The organism is Synechococcus sp. R55.4, from assembly GCF_047461935.1.
Lineage (GTDB): Bacteria > Cyanobacteriota > Cyanobacteriia > Thermostichales > Thermostichaceae > Thermostichus.
On record NZ_JANSIF010000010.1, the window covers coordinates 1 to 21,998 of the forward strand.

18 protein-coding genes are annotated in these 21,998 nt (G+C 59.9%); 12 read left to right on the forward strand and 6 right to left on the reverse strand.

Features of this window, described 5'->3' with window-relative positions:
- On the forward strand, nt 1-184 hold a 184-nt coding region (locus NW842_RS03830), incomplete at its 5' end, for a zinc ribbon domain-containing protein (protein ID WP_414374473.1).
- Between the two features lie 216 nt (nt 185-400).
- Here the strand turns inward: NW842_RS03830 and NW842_RS03835 are convergent.
- Nucleotides 401-1,453 carry a Fe(3+) ABC transporter substrate-binding protein gene (locus NW842_RS03835; protein WP_414417509.1) on the reverse strand — a complete coding sequence of 351 codons (1,053 nt, stop codon included), beginning with the start codon at nt 1,451-1,453 and terminating at the stop codon, nt 401-403.
- A 251-nt stretch (nt 1,454-1,704) separates the two neighbouring features.
- On the opposite strand from NW842_RS03835, the gene NW842_RS03840 reads away from it, so the two are divergent.
- The gene (locus NW842_RS03840) at nt 1,705-1,836 is read left to right on the forward strand and encodes a hypothetical protein (protein WP_414413640.1); all 132 of its coding nucleotides are present in this window, start codon (nt 1,705-1,707) and stop codon (nt 1,834-1,836) included.
- A 78-nt stretch (nt 1,837-1,914) separates the two neighbouring features.
- A complete protein-coding gene (locus NW842_RS03845) occupies nt 1,915-4,095 on the forward strand; it encodes an NAD-binding protein (protein WP_414417510.1) in 2,181 nt (726 codons plus the stop codon).
- 72 nt (nt 4,096-4,167) lie between these two features.
- On the opposite strand, the gene NW842_RS03850 is transcribed toward NW842_RS03845, so the two are convergent.
- From NW842_RS03850 to accD, 3 genes are all read right to left on the reverse strand, one after another.
- Entirely contained in the window at nt 4,168-4,872 is a 705-nt protein-coding gene (locus NW842_RS03850) for a class I SAM-dependent methyltransferase (protein ID WP_414355466.1), read from the reverse strand.
- Between the two features lie 101 nt (nt 4,873-4,973).
- Nucleotides 4,974-5,348: an STAS domain-containing protein gene (locus NW842_RS03855; protein WP_414355467.1), complete on the reverse strand. Its 375-nt coding sequence runs from the start codon at nt 5,346-5,348 to the stop codon at nt 4,974-4,976.
- Nucleotides 5,349-5,580: 232 nt separating this feature from the next.
- Nucleotides 5,581-6,525, reverse strand: a complete 945-nt coding sequence (gene accD / locus NW842_RS03860) for an acetyl-CoA carboxylase, carboxyltransferase subunit beta (RefSeq protein ID WP_414344447.1) — start codon at nt 6,523-6,525, stop codon at nt 5,581-5,583.
- Between the two features lie 124 nt (nt 6,526-6,649).
- On the opposite strand from accD, the gene NW842_RS03865 reads away from it, so the two are divergent.
- The 5 genes from NW842_RS03865 to NW842_RS03885 all read left to right on the forward strand — a co-directional run bounded on the left by NW842_RS03865 (nt 6,650) and on the right by NW842_RS03885 (nt 11,201).
- Nucleotides 6,650-7,516: a tRNA (5-methylaminomethyl-2-thiouridine)(34)-methyltransferase MnmD gene (locus NW842_RS03865; protein ID WP_414355468.1), complete on the forward strand. Its 867-nt coding sequence runs from the start codon at nt 6,650-6,652 to the stop codon at nt 7,514-7,516.
- Between the two features lie 153 nt (nt 7,517-7,669).
- Nucleotides 7,670-8,278, forward strand: coding sequence for a hemerythrin domain-containing protein (locus NW842_RS03870; protein WP_414355469.1), 609 nt, complete (start codon nt 7,670-7,672; stop codon nt 8,276-8,278).
- Nucleotides 8,279-8,371: 93 nt separating this feature from the next.
- Nucleotides 8,372-8,560 carry a DUF4089 domain-containing protein gene (locus NW842_RS03875; protein WP_414355470.1) on the forward strand — a complete coding sequence of 63 codons (189 nt, stop codon included), beginning with the start codon at nt 8,372-8,374 and terminating at the stop codon, nt 8,558-8,560.
- A complete protein-coding gene (locus tag NW842_RS03880; RefSeq protein ID WP_414417511.1) occupies nt 8,557-9,957 on the forward strand; it encodes an AtzE family amidohydrolase in 1,401 nt (466 codons plus the stop codon). The genes NW842_RS03875 and NW842_RS03880 overlap by 4 nt, the downstream gene beginning before the upstream one ends.
- Nucleotides 9,958-10,295: 338 nt before the next feature.
- A complete protein-coding gene (locus NW842_RS03885) occupies nt 10,296-11,201 on the forward strand; it encodes a hypothetical protein (RefSeq protein ID WP_414355472.1) in 906 nt (301 codons plus the stop codon).
- 23 nt (nt 11,202-11,224) lie between these two features.
- On the opposite strand, the gene thrC is transcribed toward NW842_RS03885, so the two are convergent.
- Nucleotides 11,225-12,304, reverse strand: coding sequence for a threonine synthase (thrC, locus tag NW842_RS03890; protein WP_414355507.1), 1,080 nt, complete (start codon nt 12,302-12,304; stop codon nt 11,225-11,227).
- Nucleotides 12,305-12,453: 149 nt separating this feature from the next.
- Nucleotides 12,454-14,100 carry an isochorismate synthase gene (locus NW842_RS03895; protein WP_414355473.1) on the reverse strand — a complete coding sequence of 549 codons (1,647 nt, stop codon included), beginning with the start codon at nt 14,098-14,100 and terminating at the stop codon, nt 12,454-12,456.
- A 271-nt stretch (nt 14,101-14,371) separates the two neighbouring features.
- Between NW842_RS03895 and menA the strand changes: the two genes are divergently transcribed.
- The 4 genes from menA (at nt 14,372) to NW842_RS03915 (ending at nt 21,960) form a co-directional block, all read left to right on the forward strand.
- On the forward strand, nt 14,372-15,313 hold the full coding sequence (menA, locus tag NW842_RS03900; RefSeq protein WP_414374463.1) for a 2-carboxy-1,4-naphthoquinone phytyltransferase: 942 nt from the start codon (nt 14,372-14,374) through the stop codon (nt 15,311-15,313).
- Between the two features lie 154 nt (nt 15,314-15,467).
- A complete protein-coding gene (locus NW842_RS03905; RefSeq protein WP_414417512.1) occupies nt 15,468-17,261 on the forward strand; it encodes an LptA/OstA family protein in 1,794 nt (597 codons plus the stop codon).
- A 77-nt stretch (nt 17,262-17,338) separates the two neighbouring features.
- On the forward strand, nt 17,339-18,517 hold the full coding sequence (locus NW842_RS03910; RefSeq protein WP_414417513.1) for an LptF/LptG family permease: 1,179 nt from the start codon (nt 17,339-17,341) through the stop codon (nt 18,515-18,517).
- Nucleotides 18,499-21,960: a hypothetical protein gene (locus tag NW842_RS03915; protein ID WP_414417514.1), complete on the forward strand. Its 3,462-nt coding sequence runs from the start codon at nt 18,499-18,501 to the stop codon at nt 21,958-21,960. The genes NW842_RS03910 and NW842_RS03915 overlap by 19 nt, the downstream gene beginning before the upstream one ends.
- Nucleotides 21,961-21,998 lie beyond the last annotated feature (38 nt).

Sequence of the window (21,998 nt, forward strand, 5' to 3'; positions counted from 1 at the left end):
TCCGCCTGCCTATACATCCCAAACTTGCCACCGGTGTCTGCACATCCATCCCGACCCTGCGCGATCCTATCGCAGTGAGAAGAAGTTTGAGTGTGAGCATTGTGGATGGGAAGGGAATGCGGACTTGAATGGGGCAAATATGATCGCGCTTTTGGGGGCTGCTGTAAACCAGCCCAGAGGCTAAGCCTACGGCTGGCTTCGCGAACGTGGTTGGCTTGCCAACTACAGGGCTACCGAAAGCCCGCTCTCTATCTATACGTCAGCATGAGTGCGGGAGTATGTCACGTCTCAAGACCAAAATCTGAGGCTTGGCTTTGATCTATGGCCGAGCCATAAGCCATGCCGGGGAGCCAATGAAGAAGACTCTCGGCCACCCCGGCGCTCTGGGCGATCCCAACCCCTATCGCCAACCTGCCCGATCCATGACTCTTAACGCATCAGGGGTGACACGGCCAATGCTGGCAGCGTTGATCGTGTCTTCCTTAAAGGTGCCAAAGCTGGCCACCACCGAGTCGATCTCGGCCCCTGGCAGCACTGGATACTCGTTGTTGCTCTGGGCAAAAATGGCCTGCGCCTCTGGCCCGGAGAGAAACTCCAAAAATTGGATGGCCGCTTCTTTGTTGGGAGCTGTTTTCAGAATGCCGGCCCCGCTGATGTTGACGTGGGTGCCGCGATCCTCTTGGTTGGGGAAGAAGACGCCGATTTTCTCGGCTACGGCGCGATCTTCTGGATTGTCGGATTTGATCAAACGGGGCAAATAGTAGGTGTTGGCCAGAGCCACATCTCCCACTCCGGCGGCCACGGCCTTGATCTGATCCGTGTCTCCCCCTTCCGGCGGACGAGCAAAATTGGCTACTAAACCCCGTGCCCATTGCTCTGTTTCCGGGATCCCGTGGGCCAAGATGATCGAGGCCGTCAAGGATTGGCTGTAGACGTTGCTGGAGGAGCGGGTGAGCACCTTGCCCCGCCATTTGGGGTTTGCCAAGTCCTCATAGGTGGACAACTCCTTGGGATCCACCTTGTCTTTGTTGTACATGATCACCCGGGCTCGTTTGGTGAGGCCAAACCAGTACCCCTCTGGATCCCGCAGAGACTCGGGAATATTTTTGGAGAGCGTCTCGGACTGGATGGGCTGAAACAGGCCCTCGTTCTGAGCCCGCCACAGCCGGGCAATATCCACCGTCATGAAGATGTCGGCGGGGCTGTTGGATCCCTCGCTGCGGATGCGCTGGGCGATCTCGTCGGCGTTGCCCTGCACCCAGTTGACCGTAATGCCTGTTTTTTCCTTGAAGAGATCGTACAACTTTTCGTCTGTGCCGTAGTGCCGCGAGGTGTAGAGGTTCACTTCCCGATTGGCGCCATGGGCCGGACGCAGAAGAGACCCTGCTGCCAGAGCCGCAGAACCTAGCGTGGCTCCACTGACAAATTGCCGTCGCGATAAGCGCATACCCAACTCCTAAGTTCAAAAACATCTCAAGAGACACAGCTCCACCGGCCAAGCTGGCCATGCCTCTCTCTGAGAAAAAACCTGAAAGCTACGCCCAAAGGACAAAGGCGGTTCCCGCAAATCTCACTCTGTTGACCCTCATCTTAGGCCAGCTTTATTGAGACTTTTATTCAAGAACCTCGCCTTGGGGCAATGATAGAGGATCTCAAGTACCGGGTCAAGCTCTTAGAAGTTTTTCTCATCTCTCACCCTTTGGGATGGAACTGGCCAACTTCCCCCTGTTCTCGACAGCACTCGAGATGGCCAGCAACGCAGCCGGTCTTGTTGAGCAACGGGTCTCTACCCAGGGCTTTGCGGTCAGCGGTATTGACAGCACTCGCGAAAGCTGAAGAGGCTTCGGGTATAAAGGGAGCAGGGTAGATGACAGAGCTATGGTGAGCTCCCTTTCGAGATCGCCTCATGCACAGGTGCAAGAGAATAGCAGGGATCCAGGTGTCTCTATCCTGGTCTGCGGCTACAACGATTTGGTGGAGCTCACTCTCCAAGCCCTAGAAGCTTTTGGACATCGCGCTGTAGTAGTTGCTCCCGATCTGCCCCCTCATTTGGAAGAGCAGTGGCAATACCTACAGGCGGATCCCCGCCAGCCGGGGGTGTTGCAGCGGGCTGGGATCGAGCAGATTAGGGTGGCGCTGCTCCTGGAGGACAGCGACCAAGCCAATTTCGAGCTGGCTTTGCTGATTCGAGATCTCAATCCACAGGTGCGTGTCGTCTCCCGTCTGTTCAACCACAGCCTTGCCCGCTATCTCGACTCGGCTTTGCCGCAGCATTTTTCCCTATCGGTGGCGGCTTTGGCTGCCCCGGCTTTTGCCCTTAAGGCTGTTTCCGACGAATTTGTTGGCTACTTTGAGCTGCCCCAGCTGGAAGCCCAGCCGGCCACGCTTCCGCCAGAGCTGGCAGATCCGGCTTACTTTGTCTCAGACCGAGAGACCACCCTCTGGAACGTGGTAGAGCTGACCATCGGATACAACTCCCGCCTGCTGCATATGCCCCTCTCGGAGCTGGAGGAAACTTTTGGGGCGCGGGTGCTGTTTCATTACCCGGTGGATGGGCTTTCTAACTTTTCCAAACAGCGAGTTTTCGACGACTTTGACCACGAGGCAGAGCTGCTGGAGGGGGATCGCGTTTTGGTCATTTGCGATCCCAGAGCCTACCTGCAACTGTTGGAACGCAACGGGCGACGGGGCTCCTCACGGGCACAGCGCTGGGCCAGCGGCCAGATGCAGGACAAGCGACAACAACGGCAAGGCAGGTCGTTGGGGCGGGGATCCCTTGGGTCTTGGCTGCGCAGAGGAGTGCAGGGACTCCTACAGGTCAAGCCCATCGTGCGCACCCTCACCTTCACCTTGGGGGCCATGCTGGTGCTGGGGGTGATCAACTTCAGGATGATCGGCAAACCCCTCATCGAGGGGCTTTTGCTGACGATCGTGGTGCTGACAGGGGGCTACGGGGATATTGAGGCTTTTCAACAGCCGGAAACACCGCTGGGGGTGAAGGTGCTGGCGGTGATGATGACCTTGGTGGGGGCTGCCCTGGTGGGGTTGATTTACGGCTTGGTGACCGACAAATTGGTGAGCAGTCGCTTTGGCTTGGGTCGGGCTGCCCGTATGCCCAAAGAGGATCATGTGGTGATCGCAGGGTTGGGGCGGCTGAGCTATTTGGTGCTGCAGTTGTTGCGGCAGATGGGCTACGAGGTGGTGGTGGTGGATCCCAATAGCGAGAACCCTCTCTTGGAGGCAGCGGAACGGGAGGGAGCGGTGGTGGTTCGTGGGGATTATGCCCTGGCAAGCACGCTGCAGCAGGCTCGCATTCAAGGCAGCCGCTGCCTGATCTGCACCACCCCTGACGATCTCACCAACCTGGAGACGGCCCTGACGGCCCACAGCCTGCAGCCGGGGATCCGCACCATTTTGCGGGTTACCGATCCCGAATTGGCGGCTCGCATGCAGCGCCACATGCAGACCCTGGGGATCAGCTACAGCGCTACCGGGTTGGGGGCACGGGCTTTTGCCACAGCAGCACTGGTGGGATCCGTCTACGGCACCCTGGCTTGGCAGGGGGAAACTCTGCTGGTGACGCTGCTGGAGGTCTCGGCCGATTGCCACTACCTGGGGCTATCCTTGCGCCAACTGGCCCAGGACTATGACCTGGTGATCTTGCTGCATCGCTCCCGACCGGAGAAACCCTGTGTTTTTCCCAAGATCTGGCAAAAAGAGGGCAAGACCCCGTTGAAAGAAGGCGATCAACTCTATGTGATGGGAACGGTGGAATCCCTGATTCGCTTAACCCAAGGACGGCCTCTTCCCCCAGAGCTGTATCAGGTGCGCCTCCTAGAGTATCGCAACCCCTATTTTGAAGAGGAGATCCTCTCGGCTTTATCGTTCTACGCACGCCTGCCCAAAACGGCCCTGAAACCCCTATTGGGCTGTCTGCCGGCGGTGGTGAGCCCACCCCTTCCCCGCGACAAGGCAATCAAGTTAGCCCGCCAACTGCGCAAAATGAGCACTGAAGTGCAGGTGTTTGCCCAGGCGCAGCCTGCCCATTGGATCCCTGCAGCCATGAGCGAAAATAGTGAAAGCAAGTTGCAATGAAGCGCGAGGAGCGTGGAGCGGCAAGAAAGAATCTCCCGGCTTTAGCGGTGGGGAAAATGTCAGCACAGACATTCAGGAGATAGGCTTTTCGGCCACAAGTCGCACAAAGCGATCTTGGTTGTAGAGCTGCTGAGCCACCACCGCAAAACCCACCCTCTCCAACAACCACGCCAGGTCTTCGGCGCTAAAGCGATTGTGCTCGCAGAAGTGGGTGAACTGATCCAGCAGTGTTTCCAAAGGGGTATCGGGCTGGAAGAGTTGGGCCTCTGTATCGGCGTCGAAGTAGAGGCTGAGAGGAGCGCGCACCCAATCCACCAGCAAAAATCGCCCCCCCGGCTTGAGCAGACGCAGCACCTCCTGCAACAGGCGCAAGGGCTGAACCATCTCGTGCAACACCACCACTGCCTGAGCCGCATCGACGCTGTTGGCCTCAAGCGGCAAGTGAGGGTCGTGCAGGTCGGCCTGCAGCAAATGGACTCCAGGGATCCCCTTCAAATCTGCCGCCGCTCGCTCCAACATGTAGGGCATCACATCCACCCCGATGAAGTGTCCTCCGGGATAGCGTTGCGCCCACTGACCCAGAGCAAACCCCGGCCCGGTTCCCAGATCCAACAAGCGCGGTGCAGGAGGCAGACAGGGCTCGATGTGCATCTGCCAGAACTGCCAAAACGCCTCGTTAAAGCGCCCAGGAGCTGTTGCCAGCATGCGCTCGCAGAAGCTGGGGCCACGGTGGTGCTGGTAGAGAAGCTGAAAGGTATCGAGGCCGGTCTGGGGCATGGCTGAAGATTGTTGAGAAAATTGCTAGAGGGATCACCAGAATTCGCTGATGGGCTGAAAAGAGCATCGGGGGATCCCCAAAAGTAAGGCCTAATGTCGGCCTAACGAGCAGTGGGAGCGCTGGAAAAGTTGGCAATGCCGGTCTCCAGGTCGCTAAAGCAGGTCAATACCTTTTCCATAGAGGTGAGGTTGAGGACGAGGGCCACATTTTCCGGCACGCAACAGAGGCTGAGGTTGCCCCCAGCAGCACGGCACTTGCGCAAAGCAGAGATCAACACCCCCAGCCCAGAGCTGTCCATAAAAGTGACCGACGACATATCGATCAACATATTGGTGTAACCGAAATCTATAACTTGCTGGAGCAACTGCCGAGCTTCTGAAGCAGCCTTGGCATCAAAACGACCCTCCAGCGGCACAATCGCCAGTTTTTGCCCTTGTGGAGTCTCAGCAGTACGGATGCGCGGCTTAAAATTCATCGTTTCCGGTCAAGACCTCATGCCCCACCTTAACACCATCCGCTGCCTCGCACCAGGAAATCTTGGAAGATCCGCAGGGGACAGTACGGCTCCATCCCAGAACACCTGCCCCCCCACCCCAGGAGCCGGAGAGAAGTCTGATGGAACCCAATATCTCTCCACTAATGACTACACCCTCCGCAGGGAAGGGATCCGGCCTCGGCCACAAATTCCGCATCTTAGGCGGATCTACCTACAGCATAGGTTGCAGGGTTAAAGCCTCCGAGTCTATGGAGGGAAGGGACATGTGCAAACGGGGACGGTGCATAGAGAGCAACTGGGCCAGCCGCTTGCGCAGCTCAGTACGGGGCACAATCGCGTCGATGAGCCCTTGGGCCAGCAGGTACTCGGCGGTTTGGAAGCCTTCTGGCAGCTTGCCCTTGCCGATGGTTTGCTCGATTACGTTGGGCCCGGCAAACCCCACCTGCGCGCCCGGCTCGGCCAGGATCAAATCTCCCAGCATGGCAAAGCTGGCAGTTACCCCGCCATAGGTGGGATGGGTGAGCACGGAGATGAACAATTGTCTGGCGTCGCGGTGCCTTTGTAGGGCGGCTGAGGTCTTGGCCATCTGCATCAGGCTGAGGATCCCTTCCTGCATGCGGGCCCCCCCCGAAGCCGAAAAGAGGATCAAGGGCAGGTGATCGCAGGTGGCCCGTTCCGTGAGGCGGGCGATCTTCTCTCCCACCACCGAGCCCATGCTGCCGCCCATAAAGCGAAAGTCCATCACCCCAATCGCCACCGGGATCCCTTCCAGGCTTCCCAACCCTGTCAGGACGGCATCCTTGAGCTGGGTGCGCTCCTGGTAGGTGGCCAAGCGCTCGGAGTAGGGCTTTTGGTCGAAAAAGTGCAGGGGATCCGTGGGAGCCAGGTGTTCGTCCAGGGGCTGCCAGGATCCGGGATCCAAAAGCTGTTCCAGACGCTCTGGGGCTGTAATGCGGTGGTGATGCCCACAGCTGGGGCAAACTTGCCAGTTTTGCTGCAGATCCTTGGTGTAGGTCAGGGTGTCACAGGCAGGACACTTTTGCCAGAGGCCATCGGCAATTTCTCTCACCTGACGCTCTTTGTCGAAGGGGCTGCTACCTGTCAGGTTTAGAGAGGTTTGTCTGCGCCGTTCCGCAAACCAATCCAGTAGAGACATAGCTGTTGAAATATCCTCCCTACTCAGGGATGTCGAGAGCCCTGCCGGTGAGCTGCGAAACACATCTCAACGTTCTCAAGCTATCAAAGAATCGCCCAACTGAAAATAGAGACAACAGCAGGCAATGGAGACTCGGTGGCAGGTGCTGACCACAGGGGATGGATCCCTGACCTTTTTCTCGGAAGAGTTTGGACAGGCTTTTCACAACGTCAGTGGTGCCGCTCAGGAGGCTCTGGAGAAGTTTGTCCGCCCTTGCCGGCTGGATCGGCTGCCTTTGGAGCGGGATCCCGCCCAGCCCATTCGCCTTTTGGATATTTGCTTTGGCTTGGGCTACAACTCCGGCCTTGCCCTAGAAACCATTTGGCAAATCCGGCCCCACTGTTCTGTAGAAGTAATCGGCCTAGAGCGATCCCCGGAAGTGCCTCGCCAGGCTTGGCAGGCGGGGGTGGGATCCACCTGGAGCTTTGGGCAAGAATGGCAACACTGGATTGAACAGGGATCCTGGCAATCGGAGCGCTGGCGCGGAACGCTGCTGTGGGGCGATGCCCGGCAAACGGTGTTGCAGGTGCCGCTGGGGTGGGCAGATGCGGTGTTTTTGGATCCCTTCTCGCCTTCTGTTTGCCCAGAGCTGTGGACGGTGGATTTCCTGCGGGCCGTGGCTGAACGGATGCGACCAACCGGCATTTTGGCCACCTATTCCTGTGCAGCGGCGGTGCGAGCGGCTCTGTTGGAAGCAGGGCTTTTCATCGGCTCTACCCCCCCGGTAGGTCGTCCTTGGCCGGGGACAGTGGCCTCGCCCCAACCTGACCACCTGCCGCCTCTTTCCCCCATGGAGTGGGAGCACCTGAAAACTCGCGCTGCCGTGCCCTACCGGGATCCCACCTTGAAAGGAGATAGAGCGCAAATCCGTCTGCAACGCCAACGGGAACAGCAGGGATCCCCTTTGGAGCCCACTTCTGCTTGGAAACGCCGCTGGCCTGTGCAAGCCTAGAGAGTGGCGTTGCCGGAGTTTAGATCTGGACAACTTTTCCCAGGATTGCTGCCCGAGTGTATCCAAGACACCTGCGCTATTCCCGTACCCTTACGCAAGCCACCATTTCTTGACAAAGTTAAGCTAGGATGAAACTTTTCTGCTGTGAATGCCATGTCCTCTTCAGCCTCTGCCGGTACGCTGGTTGCCCTTTGTGCTGAACAGCACCGCGTCATCCTGCAGTTTTTGACTCGCCTGTCTCGAGCGCCGGAGTTGGATCTGGAGCAGCGACGCCTCTGTGTACAAAGGTTGCGACAGCGCCTCTCCCGCCACATTCAACTGGAGCGCCATGTTCTCTACCCCCTGCTCAGGTCGGCTCTCCAGGCGGATCCCCACCTTAGCGACCAAATTGAGCGGCTGGAGCAACATCTGCGGGATCAGATCCCGGAGCTGACGCGCTTTTTGCACCAATCAGAGCGCACTCCCCAGCAGGTGGATCCCTCTGCTGCCCTTCACTTCTATCGGAAACTGCGGGCCCAGTTTGAGCAGGAAGAGAAGGTCTTGCATCCCCTCTTTGCCCAGCATGTCTCTCCCGCCGCGGAGCAGCAGCAGTTGCGCCTATTCCGAAAACGCCTACAGGCCAGCGCTGCCGCCAATAGCTCTGCAAGTAGCCGCCGCGTCGCTCTGGAGGAGCTGGAACGGCAAGCGGTAACCCGTCCTGTCTTGCCCAACGAGCGCTTCTGGTCGCTGCAGGGCAACGCTGTGCAGATGGCCGCTCCCTAGCCAACGACGGTCTTGTTGTTGGAGGCTGCCTGGTGGTGTTCGCAGGCGAGCTTGTGGTATCTTTGCCGCAACCGGCCTGCTGACCCTAGAACCATGCAACCCTGGGATCCGGAAACCTACGTCGACCAGATGGCCCAACTGCTGCAACTGCCCCTGCATCCCGACCACCGAGCAGGGGTGATCGAAAACTTTGCCCGCTTTTTGCCCATTGCTCAGCAGGTGCTGGAGTTCCCACTGCCGCCGACGGTTGAGCCAGCTCCCACCTTTGACTCGCAAGTATGACCGGCGATCCCCATCTTCTCGGCAGCGCCGACGCGGTCTCCATTGCCAGGGCTGTCCGCCAGGGATCCGTGAGTGCCCAAGCGGTGGTGGCCGCCTGTCTGGAGCGGATTCGCCGGCGGGATCCCCAGCTCAATGCCTTCACAGCCGTGCTGGAGGAATCGGCTCTGCAAGCAGCGGAGCAGGTGGATCGACAGGTGGCTCAAGGGATCCCGGTGGGCCCGCTGGCAGGGGTGCCCTTTGCCGTCAAGAACTTGTTTGACGTGGCCGGCCTCACCACCCTAGCTGGCTCTGTAATCAACCGCGAGAACCCCCCGGCCATCCAAGATGCAACAGTGGTGGCTCGTCTCAAGCAGGCAGGGGCGATCTTGGTGGGCACCCTCAATATGGACGAGTATGCCTATGGCTTCGTCACCGAAAACAGCCACTACGGCCCCACCCACAACCCCCACGATCTCAACCGCAGTGCGGGGGGATCCTCTGGCGGCTCGGCAGCAGCGGTGGCAGGAGGTTTGGTGCCCCTTGCCCTGGGCAGCGACACCAACGGCTCGATTCGGGTACCGGCCTCTTTGTGTGGCGTCTACGGCCTCAAGCCCACCTATGGCCGTCTGTCGCGGGCAGGGGTGGCTCTGTTTGCCGCCAGCTTCGACCACGTGGGCCCCTTGGCCCGTTCGGTGGCCGATATTGCCCTCAGCTTCGATGTTATGCAAGGGCCGGATCCCCAAGATCCCGTCTGTACCCGGCGTCCTGTGGATCCCACCTTTGGGCAGTTGGGGCAGGGGATCGAGGGCTTGCGCATCGCGGTGGCGGATGATTACTTTGCCCGAGGGGCAGAGCCCCCCATCTTGGCCGGGGTAGAAAAGGTGGCCCAAGCCTTGGGGGTCGGCCAGACTGTGCGGATCCCGGAAGCCCAGCGCGCCCGTGCCGCCGCCTTCCTGATCACGGCTGCTGAGGGAGCCAACCTGCACTTGCCCAACCTGCGAACTCGCCCCCACGACTTTGACCCGGCCACCCGGGATCGCTTTTTGGCCGGAGCCCTGTTGCCTGCCAGTTGGATCTTGCAGGCGCAGCGCTTTCGCCGCTGGTATCGCCAGCAGGTGCAGGCCATTTTTCAGGAGATCGATCTGTTCATCGCCCCCACCACCCCCTGCTTTGCCCCCTTGCTCGGCCAAGAGAAGATGGTGATCGATGGGGTAGAGGTTCTCACTCGGCCCAACCTCGGCCTCTACACTCAGCCCCTCTCGTTTATCGGCCTGCCGGTGCTTTCAGTGCCGTTGCGCGAGAGCGGATCCCTGCCCTTTGGCGTACAACTGGTGGCCGCCCCCTATCAAGAAGCCAAACTGCTGCGGGCAGCCGCCTATTTGGAGAAGCTAGGGATCCCCAATGCGCAGCCGGTTTGAGCCATGAAGAGCCCTACTTTTGCAGCACATCTAGCGCTAGAGCTCGTGGGCATCTTCTCATGAACACTAAATATGTAGATGAACCGGTTGTGTGGTCAAGACAAGATTTCAATTGCTTTTGAGGAGCTGCTTTAGTCTCTGTGTAGCCTGTGGGTAACGTCTGAAGCTGTATTGGGGCAGAATCTTTGGCCTTGGCTCGCAAGAGAGATTGGGGCACCGGATATTAAAGTAAAATTAAGCCCCCAGTTGTTGTATCAAATGCCTCCTTCTCCAGGCTTGGCCAATAGAATGAACAGCATAAAATAGACACGGCACCCCCACCTGGACTCTATAACCCTATGGATCATCCTGATTCTGTGGCTCGGCGCTACATGAAACTGTGCGAGGCCTATCTCTCTCTCAACGAAGCCTTCGACAAATTGGATCAGTCCCACAGCCACCTACAGCGCCACTTCAAACGACTCCTTGGCTATTTCAGTGCTGCCCAACAAGCTCTGGTTCAACTGCCGCTCTTGCAACAGCGGATTGAGCAGAGCGACCGCTGGATGAACTCCTTGCGAGAAGAACTGCAAGCCAAAGAAGCCCGGCTTGGCGAGCTAATCGCCAACTACGATCAAGTCTGTGGCGAGCTGGACTCCACCAAAGCAGAACTGTTGAGCGCTCAAGCGCTGATTGAGAAACTTGAAGCGGAAAATGCTCAGGTTTTGGAACGCTTGAGTCGGCTTACCAACGTGGAAGAGGAAATGGCAAACTTGGCGGAACAGCTAGCCCAAGCGAACGAAGCTCGTCAGCAGATGGAAGTTCGAAATCGCGAGCTAGAGCGAGCTTTGGGAGACCGGGATCAGCACATTTACAGCCTGCAGGAGCGATTGGCCCAATTGGAGCAAGAGATGGCCTTCTTGAAAGCTCAGCGGGATGAGGCCCAGCAGGCTGCACAACTGGCTATGTCTCGCGCGGAGCAGGCGGAAGTCGGGCTGAAGGCGCAAACCGAACAAGTTCAGACTTTACGAAATAAGCTCCATCAAGCCGAACAGCAACTGGCCATGGTAACCCTGAACGAGCTGGAGCTCCTGCTCGGCCATGACTCGATGAACCTCTTGCAAGAAGCGGAGCAGGCTGCGGAAGTAGATGCCCAGGTGCTGGCAAGCGTACCGGCCTCTCTGGCCGAGGCAGAACGCATCCTGCTGGAGATCGACCAGTTCATTTTGGCCTGCTCGGAGCCCATGAAGTCGCAGGCTGCCTGACCGGTATCGACTTATCGACTCTCCTAAAAACCCATCAGACGGGCAACAGCGGACAGCTCAGGGACAACGCCGGTGTGGATGGGGGTGGATCCCTGGTGGGTAGCCGTGTCGGGATCCTTGAGGCCATGGCCCGTCAGCACACACACCACCTGTGCCCCGGCAGGCACCTGCTCTCGCCATTTCAGCAATCCTGCCACCGAGGCTGCACTGGCCGGCTCGCAAAAGATCCCTTCCTCTGCGGCCAGGAGACGATAGGCCGCCAGAATTTCCTCATCGGTGACGCTATCCACCTGGCCGCCGCTCACCTGCACTGCCGCCTTGGCCTTCACCCAACTGGCAGGGTTGCCGATGCGAATGGCTGTGGCCACCGTCTCTGGGTGTTCCACCACCCGGTTTAACACCATGGGAGCAGCACCGGCAGCCTCGAAGCCGTAGAGACGAGGGCGACGGGTAGCCTTGCCCTGCTGGCGATACTGGCAAAACCCCATCCAGTAGGCGGTGATGTTGCCCGCGTTGCCCACCGGGATACAGAGCCAATCGGGGGCATCCCCCAAAGCATCCACCACCTCGAAGGCGGCGGTTTTTTGCCCTTCTAAGCGGAAGCGGTTAACCGAGTTCACCAAAGCCACTGGGTAGGTTTCCGCCAGTTGCCGCACCATGGCCAGCGCTTGGTCGAAGTTGCCCTGAATGGCGATGATCTCCGCCCCATACATCAGGGTTTGGGCCAGTTTGCCCTTGGCCACATAGCCATCTGGGATCAGCACATAGGCCCGCAGACCCCCTTTGGCTGCAAAGGCAGCGGCAGCCGCCGAGGTGTTGCCGGTACTGGCGCAGATCACGGCCTCTGCTCCGGCCTCTTTGGCCTTGGACACCGCCATCGTCATACCCCGATCCTTAAAACTACCGGTGGGGTTGAGGCCCTCCAGCTTCAGGTAAACTTGGCAGTCTCGCCCCAGCCGTTGGCTCAAAGCCGGGGAAGGCACCAGGGGCGTGTTGCCCTCATGTAGCGTGACCACAGGCGTGCTAGCGCTGACGGGGAGCCATTCCCGATAGTGCTGGATCAGGCCGGGCCAAAGCCCCACTTGCGCGCGGGATCCGGCCATACGAGGGGGATGGGTGGGATTTAGGGTCGCCATGCCGCAGAGAACACCGAGGCCAATCTAAAGACCAGCTTTCTCACTGTAGCGGTTCGTGGAGCGGTTCGTATCAACCTCGCGCAGTGGCGGCAGAAACACCCTCTCGATCCCCTCTCTCAGAGGCTTGGGAGCGGGAGAGCCGCAGGGCGTAGGGCCAGAGCCTGCACCAGAGAGCGCAGCTTCAGACGAATCTCGGCCAGCTCCTGCTCTGGGTTGGAGTCGGCCACAATCCCGGCACCGGCATACAGACGGGCTCGATCCCCCCGAATCAGGGCGGAGCGGATCCCCACCACAAACTCGCCATTGCCCTGTAAATCTACCCAGCCCAAAGGAGCAGCATAGCTAGAGCGATCAAAGGGTTCCAACCGCTCCAGCCACTGCAGCGCCGCCTGCTGGGGATACCCTCCCACTGCCGCCGTCGGGTGGAGCTGGGCCAGCAGGTCGAACAGATGCACATCGGCGGGGAGCTCGGCCTCGATCAAAGTTTGCAGATGCTGGATGTTGGCCAAACGGAGCAGCCGAGGCTGAGGGGAAATGCAGGGATCCATCCCCAACCGACCCAGAGCCTCCTGGATCGAGCGCACCACCCACTCATGTTCTCGGCGGTCTTTGGCGCTGCAAAGCAACCTCTCGGCCAGCACCTGATCCTGGTGGCTGGTGGCTCCACGGGCTGCAGAGCCGGCTAAGGCATCGATCTGTGCCCGACCTTGCCACACAGAGAGCAGGCGCTCCGGAGTGGCCCCCAAGAAAACCTGGGGAGAGATCCCCTCTTGGGTCAGAGGGAGAGGACTGGCCGGCGAACTCCCCCGCCTGTCTGCCCCCAGGGACTCCGTCCGAGTAGCGCGAGCGGCGAAGGCAAAGATGCTGCAATCGGGATGATGCTTTTCCAGATAAGCCAGCAGAGGCGGGATCGATGGCGAGGCAGGCAAGTGCAGATCCACAGCCTCTGCCAGCACCACCTTTTCTAAGAATCCCGCCCGAATCGCCTGCAGGGCTTTTTGGATGCGCCCCAAGAGGGCAGCTTCCTCCACCTCCACCGGCACGGGAGCTTGCAATTCCCACAAGGGCAAGGGGGATCGAGAAAGGCGCTCCATTTGGGCAAAAAAGGCGGTGATCTGCCCGGCCAAAGCTGCTAGGTCACTTTCGGGAGCAATTTCCAGATTGAGCCGCGCTACCGTCAGGGATCCCCAGGAGTCTGGCACCTGCAACAGTTGCCAACGTGGCAGCACCAGCGCTGCCCCCCCTTTGCTCCTGGGGCTGAAACTGAGGCGACAGAAACACAGAGGGCGTTCCTGCCGGCTGCCTGGGGATCCCCCCACCTCAGAGGGCTCCATTCTGCCGACGCAAGCGGTATGGACATGGGGCTGCAGCTCTTCCACAAAAATCCGCGCCGCCTGCAAGCCCCCTTCTCCCGAGAGATCGACCCGCCGCAGGGATCCCCACCCCAGCACCCGCACCCTTTCCCCGCGGGCCTTGTGGGAGAAATAACAGTAGCTCGGGAATCGGTTCGTGGGGAGAGAACCCAGCTTCTGGGCCAGCACCGCCAGCGGATCCAGCTCTGGGATGGGCTGGGACAAGCTGAGGATTTGGGGCACGCCCCGCGCCCGCGCCATCTGTTGGCAGGCGGTTAGGAAGGGATCCCAGTGGCGCCGATCCCTCGCCTCGTCCGTCCAGGTAGAAGTGCGAGTCGGCGGCCATGCTCTCGGCCACTCCAGGCACTCAAGCGTACCGTGGGCATTCCAAGGGGAAAGAGAAGAGGTCATGCGCAAGAAAAAGAAGACGATCCCACCTTGGCCGAAAACAGGACACCTGTCGATGGAGACCGGCAGAAGATGACTTTAGGATAAGAGATTAGGAGAAGGGCCGGCAGCCTGAGCTTCTGGGGGCCAGATCTGAGGAGCTTCTTCACGGACTGCAAAGTTTCTTAGCATCCTGGGGGATGCTTTCTCAGGCGCTCTACCCTACAGAGCAGATGGTTGTAGACAGATCCAGAGACAGGCCCCAGAGCAGGCTTGCTTCCCAAGGAGAACTCCCATGAATCCAGATGTCGGCCAAGTGCAGCCACCAGCAGAGGTCGCATGGAGTGACCCCTCCCGCCGGCAATTGTGGATGGCTGCCCTCAAGCCCCCCATGTACAGTGTGGCGATCATGCCCATCTGGGTGGGATCCGCCATTGCCTATGCCCAGTCAGGGGTGCTGGACTTGGGGGTTTTGGGGGTGTTTTGGGGAGCCGCCATCTGCATCTTGGCCTGGGTCAACATCAGCAACGACGTGTTCGATGCCCAGACAGGGGTGGACAAAAACAAACTCCACTCCCTGGTTAACCTGACAGGCAAGCCGGGGCGGGTGTTTTGGGTGGGGAATGCCTTTTTGGCTCTGGGGCTGCTGGGGATCCTGTGGCTGAGCTGGCGGCAATGGGATCCGACGGTGCTGCTGTTGGTGCTGGTGGCCTGTGGGCTGGGCTATGCCTACCAAGGGCCGCCCCTGCGCCTGGGCTACCAGGGCCTGGGGGAGATCCTCTGCTTTTTCAGCTTTGGGCCGCTGGCGGTCTCGGCTGCCCACTACAGCCAAAGCCAGACCTGGTCGCTGCCGGGGTTGGCAGCCTCACTGGTGGTGGGGATGGCGACCAGCTTGATCTTGTTTTGTTCCCATTTCCATCAAGTGCAGGATGACTTAGCCTGTGGCAAGCGCTCGCCGGTGGCCCGCCTGGGAACCTTGCGCTCGGCCCGCCTCATCCCCTGGCTCTGCGGCAGCCTTTTTGCCTTGATGCTGCTGTTTGTGGGGCTGGGGATCTTTCCGGCTTGGACACTGCTGAGTTTGGCGGGGATCCCGTTTGCAGTGCGGCTTTCCCGCCTGCTGGGTACCTATCACGATCAGCCGCAGCGGATTAGCCACTCCAAGTTCATCGCCGTCAGTCTCCATTTTTGGCTGGGGCTGTTTCTGGGGCTAGGGTTCATCCTCAGCCGCTATGGCTGAAGGCTGAAAAGTCGGCTTAAGGCTAGGTGTGCGCGGGATCCCTCCGGTGCAGCCGGCAAAATGGGATAAGCTACAGCCTAGAGTGCTAGCTCAGAGCGTTGGCTCCAAGGGGAGTGGTCAGTTCGGGTCGAGGTGAGGCGGCAGCAAGAATAGGATGGGGCGATTCTTCAATTCCAACCTGGGAGTGGCGCTGTTGGGGAGCAGCATCTTGGCTGCTTTGGTGGGCTGGGCCTTGTCGATCGACATCGAGGAAGTGAAGGTGGAGTCTCCTTCCCCCGATCAGCCCCTCTCGGTCAGCCGCAGGGTAGACATCTTGGGTCGTCGGGGAGGCCATCAGCGTTGGCGACTGATCGCCGAGCAGGTGGATCTGGCAGCCGGGCAACAGGTATTTGAACAGGGGGCACACGGCTACTTCTACGGAGAAGGTGCCGACCGGCAAAAAGGGGTGCCGGATCCCTTTTTTGATAGCAGCGAGCAGATGACTTGGCGGGCCAAGCGAGCCCGCTACAATGCCACCGCCGATGAGCTGTATTTGGATGAGGAGGTGGAGGTGAGGAGCGGCGACGGCAGCCTGCTCTTGACCAGCGCCTTGAGAGTCACCCCTGAAGAGCGCATCGAGGTGCCGGCGGAGTTCACCCTCAAAGGCCGGGAAATGGTGCTGCAGGGCCGCTCCGGTTCGTTTAACTTTCAATTTGCCCTTCTCAGCGCTCAGCAGGGCAAGCTGATAGTGTTGCCCCCAAACGGCTCGGCACCCACCTCCACCACCATCACCGCCGACCAGATCACCTACGACCGCACCAACCAGGTGGCCGAGGGGAAAGGGAACCTGCGCATTCGCGAACGCGGCATCGAGATTCGCGCTCCCCAAGGCACCTACCTGCGCCAGCAGGCCCAAAGCATTCTCTCCGGCGGTGTGGTGTTGCAAGAGGTGGCCGGCGACAGCAGCCGGGATCCCTTATTGGCCGATCTGCGCTTGGCCCAGGCTTCCCCCGGCCCGGAGGCGACCCCAGACCAACAGGATCAAGAAGTCACCATCATTGCCGACCGCCTCACGTACGACCGCAACACACAAATTGCCCAAGGGGAAGGCAACCTGGAGATCCGCCAGGGGGAAACCATCATCCGGTCGGCCCAGGGCACCTACCGCCGCCGCGAATCCCAAAGTCTGTTGACGGGAGGAGTTACCCTGGAAGAACCCGGACGGGTGCTCACCTCCGCCCGCCTGGAGGGCAACCACCGCGACAAGATCTTCCTCTTTGAAGACAACGTCCTTTACCGGCAGATGGCTGCCTCTACCCCCACGCCCGGCGGGGGATCCCTGACGGAAGAACTGCGCCAAGCCGAAACCGAAGTGCGGGCTGCCCGCCTGGTTTACAACTCCCGCACCGGTACTTCCGAGTTTAGCGATGCCGTCGAGTTTATCCAGCGGGGACGTAGGGCCAAGGCCAACCAGGCCACCATCACCCCTGAGAAAGTGGAGCTGCGGGGAGAGGTGGTGATCGAGCAGATCGAGGGGGAGTGGCTGGCGCGGCGGCTACAAAACCCGGAGACCCAGGCCGATGTGGATCAGCCGACGGTGATCTACGCCGACCGGGTGGAGATCGACCAAGCCAGCGGCGATGCCCGCTTCTTTGGCAATGTGGTTATTGTGCAGGCCAACCGCGCCATCGAAGGGGATCGCGCCGATTACTTTGACCGAGAACAAATTTTCAAAATCAGCGCCGAACAGGCTCCTGTGGTGCTCTGCGATCGGGGAGAGGTCGGCCGCCTTCCCGGGGAGAGCACCCAAGCTCTGCCGGGCCGCAACGCGCTGGATCAGATGTGCCGGGGCGCCAATCGCCTCAGTGGCAAGCTGGTTACCCTGAACATAAAACAAGATGAATACACCGTCGAAGGGGACGGGCAACAGCAGGGCATGTTTCAGTTTCGCATCACCGACGCCCTCTGATGGGATCCCCCCTCGGGGAGCCATCTGTGGTTTTTGATCGTCCAGGTTTGGCTGAGGTTGTGATCCGAGGTGATGTCATGACGGCTCCACTCGCCGAGGGCAAACTGCGCAGAACCCCTGCTCAAGCGGGCAGCTTTTGGGGATCCCTGAGATTGGGAGCTGCCTTTTTGGAGTTTTATCTCTTCAAAGAGATGATCCGCCCCTTCTTTCTGGGGGTGGCCGGGGGCACGGTGATGATGCTGGGCAACCAGCTGTTTATCTACACCGATCTGCTGGTGAAAAAGGGCGCCCCTCCCCTGACCATTTTGCACATTCTCCTCCTCAATTTGCCCGCCATTTTGGTGGTCACCTTTCCCATTGCCGGCCTCTTTGCCACCTTGCTCACCCTGGGCAAAATGGGAGCCGACAGCGAGATCACCGCCCTGCGTGCTGCTGGGATCCCCTATCGCAAAGTGTTTATCCCCGTGCTCTGTATTGGCCTGCTGATCAGCGGCTTGGCACTGTTGACCAATGAAGTGATTGTGCCGGAAACCAACCAAAAGGTGAAAATCCTGAACAAGAACCTCATCTTGGCTCAAGATGCTCTTTTGTTTAATCCAGAAGAGATCGTGCGGGTGGATGATGATCTCTGGTTTCATGTCGGATCGATTGACCCGAAGACCGGCTTGATGCAGGATTTGTTGATCCTGGATCGCAAAGCTGAGACCGGCCACCTGCGCTATCCGCAGGTGATCTCCGCTCAAACCGCGCAGCAGGTGGGCCAATCGTGGCAACTGCGAGATGTGGTGATCCGTCGTTACGATGAGCAGGGGCGCACCTACTACGAAGGCCAGGTAGAAGAAATGGAGTTAAACATCGTCAACAAACTGGTGGGCCTGGTGTACGCGGAAAAAGTGCCCCAAGAGCAACGGGCGGGGGAGCTGTGGGAGCAGTGCCAGCGATATCGAGCGGAGCAACGCCCTTCTGCCGATGTGGCTCGCTGCCTGACGGAATACCACCTCAAGTTCGCCATTCCTTTGGCCAGCTTTTTCGCCATCTTGGTGGCTGCCCCCTTGGGCCTGCAAACGGTGCGGCAAACGGGGCGCTACGGCGGCGTGGCGCTAGCGATTGTTCTGGTGTTTATTTACTATGTACTGATGAGCCTGGGACGAGCGATGGGTCGAGTGGAGCACATCGATCCCTGGCTGGCTGCCTGGTTGCCGAATATGATTTTCGGTGGGGTAGGCCTTTCTTTACTGTGGCGGTTTTTACGGTGAAATCCTGCAGCTTCCCCCCTGACTTCAGCCCTTGGGCAAAGTGGTTGGCTCTTTGCTGGGGCGGCTCCCTGTGGTTGGGGACGGGGGAGGCCGTCTTCGCCCAGTTGGACCCCCTGCCCACTGTTGGCGTCGGCGGGACGGAGTTCTCTCTGGAGGGCTACCAGCGCTTTCGGGCAGCGCAAACACTTGCTCAGCGCCTGCAACTGGCCCGCCGGGCTTCCAGCCCAGAACCGATGGCTGCCGCCGATGAGGAGCCCATCACCTTGGCCGAGGCGCAATCTTCTCTGCCTGCTACAGCCTTGACTGCGGCAACCCCACCCCCTACGGCCCCGGTTTCAGACTTTGGATCCCCTCCCCTTGCCAACTCTCCTGAAAAGCCCCTCACGCCAGAAGAACTGAACCGACAGCGGCTACAACGGCTGTTGGCCGAAGGGGCAGCAGCCCATGCTCGGCGACAGGCGCAGCAGGCCCAGGCAACACCTTCTCCCCAACCCCCTTCACCGGCGACGCCCACCGCGGCAGTTCCCAGCCTGAACTCCCTTCGGCTTTCCCAGCCCATGACTTCTCAGGCTGAAGCCCTGCAGGTGGAAGAGCAACCCTGGCTGCGCCCCACCAAGGACTCCGTCCCGCTGACGCGATCGGAATCCAATGGCGAAAACCGGGCTACGGCCCAACTGCAAGGTGGAGCCGGTTCAGAGGCAAGGTTAAATCGGATCCCAGCTTCCCCCAAGACCATTCCTCCCCTGATCTCCCAAGCCGGTGGGAGCTTGGATTTGGGCGGTGTCCTGTTGGCAGAGGCCACCCCTGGGTCGGGGCTGACGGGATCCCCTCCAAGGGGAACGGAAGCCTTTATCCCCACCGCTGGCTCACCCCTGGCTCCTCAACTGCTGGAGCAGTTCCCCCTTTTGCGGGATCTGGGCACCGGGGCAGATGCCGTCTCGGCGACAGGGAACGTTAGCCAGGGATCCCAAATCCGCCAGCAGCTCTCGGCCACCGCGCAGCGGCAAATTCCCCTTGACCCGGATCAAATCAACGTGAGTGGGGATGTGCTCAGCTACATCGCCGAACAAGACCTGGGCATTGCCGAGGGGAACGCCTTGATCCAACTGGCCGACGGCACCCGCATCACCGGCGACCGGCTGCTGTTTTATCGGCGGGAGCGACGCCTGCGCAGCGAGGGCCCTTTTCGCATGGAGCAGCCCCCTGGCCCCCAAGGGCGCGGGATCCGGCAAATCGAAGGGCGAAATTTGGATCTGGATATCCCCGGTCGCACCGCCCAATTTGAGAGCTCGCTGGTCATTCTGCCGGGGGAGGAGCCGGGCACCAAGGTTTTTGTGCGCAGCCAAGAGACCACCGCCATTTTGGGGGATCAGATCTTTTTCGAGAAAGCCACCGTCACCACCTCGCCAGAGCCGCCCATCACCCACTACGTGCAAGGGGATCGGGTGGAGGTGTTTCCCGATGACCGGGTGATCGTCTACGACGCCCGCGTGTTTGCCGGCGGCGAGCTGACAGAAGCAGGGGATCTGCGGGCGGGCCTTCAGATCGCCTATTTCCCCCTGTTCATCTACAGCCTGCGAGATCACCAATGGGTGCTGCCGGGGCGCAGCGAGACAGAGGGGGTGTTTGTCAAATCCAGTTGGGCCTACCGCTTCGACGAATACAACTTCGGCGGCCTGCGGCTGGATGCCATCCAGAAAAAAGGGGTGGGCATTGGTTTCTTGCATGACTACATCCTGCCCATCCCGGACAGCGTCAACTACGGGCGAGCCCAGTTTTACTTGGTGACCGAAGCTGACCAACAGCGCTTCTCCAGCCGTTTCCGCATCGACCACAACTTCGACTTTTACGCTGCCAACCTCTTTGGGCAGGAAGGCCAACTGCGGGGGCAGCTCAACCTCAACCTGGACAACACCTACCGTCCTGCCGGCGGACGCAACGACAACGCCGATCTCCGCCTCAACGCCACCTTTCAGGGGGATCTCTCCACCACCACCCTCAACATCAGCCGCACCGGATCCCAGGAGCGGGGCATCTACAGCTTCCCCCTCACCCTCAGCCACACTCAGCGCTACGGGGGCGTGCATTGGCTGCAATCGGATCTGCGCTTGGACTACAACCAGCGGGTGAGCGTCAAAGATGGCCCCGACTTTGCCGATGCGCGGTTGACGCTGGGCACTCAACTGACCCCACCCGGTTGGGGAGGTACCTATCGCCTGGCCTACCGTGCCTACAGCAGTTCCAATGGCGACAACGAGCCGCGTCGCAACTTCGAGCTGGCCTTTAACCCCGACCTCATTCGCATCACGCCCGATATTGCCCTCAGCAGCGCCCTCACCCTGACTCAAGAGCAACAGCCGGATCAAGAGGTGGGGGCAGGTCTCCACTTTTTCAATCGCTACGAGCTGCGCTCCAGCCTCCAGTTCAACGATATTCAACCGGCTCCCTGGATCACCTTCATGCCGGGTTCTATCGATTACACCCAAGTCCTCTACTCCACTCCTGACCAGGAGTCTACCGTCAGCCTCAACCCTCGCCTCAGTCTCAGACCTGCCGACTGGAATACCATCGACCTGCGCTACAGCCGCACCTTCTACGGCAACAATTCTGTGCCCTTCCAAACCCTCTCCACCAGCCCTAAAGATGTGGATCGCATCAATGCCAACATCAGCTTCTTTACGCCCCGCGATCCCCTACCCGATGTGCCCCCAGGCTACATTGCCTTTGAAGATGACCTGCCCGGCGAGCTGCCGATAGCCCTGACCTTCCCCGATGATACCCCGGAGGATTTGGCAGCGATTGCCTCCCGCAACTTGCAGGAGCTGCAGGCAGAGGTGAAAAACCTGGTACGCCTGGACACCAGCCTTGGCTACGACTTCATCACCCAGAAGTGGGATACCCTCAACGCCAACTTCACCTGGAGCACCGCCCCTGATCTGTTCAACATTCAGTTGCAGACGGCCTACGACCTGAACCAGGGACAGCTCCAACCCGTTCGTCTGGAGTATCGGGGACGCAGCAGCACCACATTTAACCGGGATCAACGCTCTGGCCTGGATGTGTATGAGCCGGGGATCAGCTATGCGCTGCAGGCGGTTTACGATCCCCGGTTGGGCCAGATCTCTACCTATGGTCTGGAGCTGGATGCCACCCTCGGCACGCGATGGCAAAATCACTGGCGGCTGCGCTTGGGCCTGACGGAAGAAGGGATCCGCCGGGTGGAAGTCCGCCGTGACCTGCGGGATTTTGAGCTGCGCTTTGCCTACGATCCGGTGGCAGAGTCACTGCGCTTGGAAGGGATCCTGGTGGCTTTCCCCAGTCGCCCGGTGGGCCTCACCCAAGAGCGGGGAGATTTTCAACTGACCTCTCCCATCACCTCCCCTATCGGCACCTTTTTGCTCCGCGACGCCGACGCGACCGGCTGGGATGGCCTCAGGCCCTGATCCCCGCTTCCCTGGGAAGGCTCCCTGTCCACTGTTGC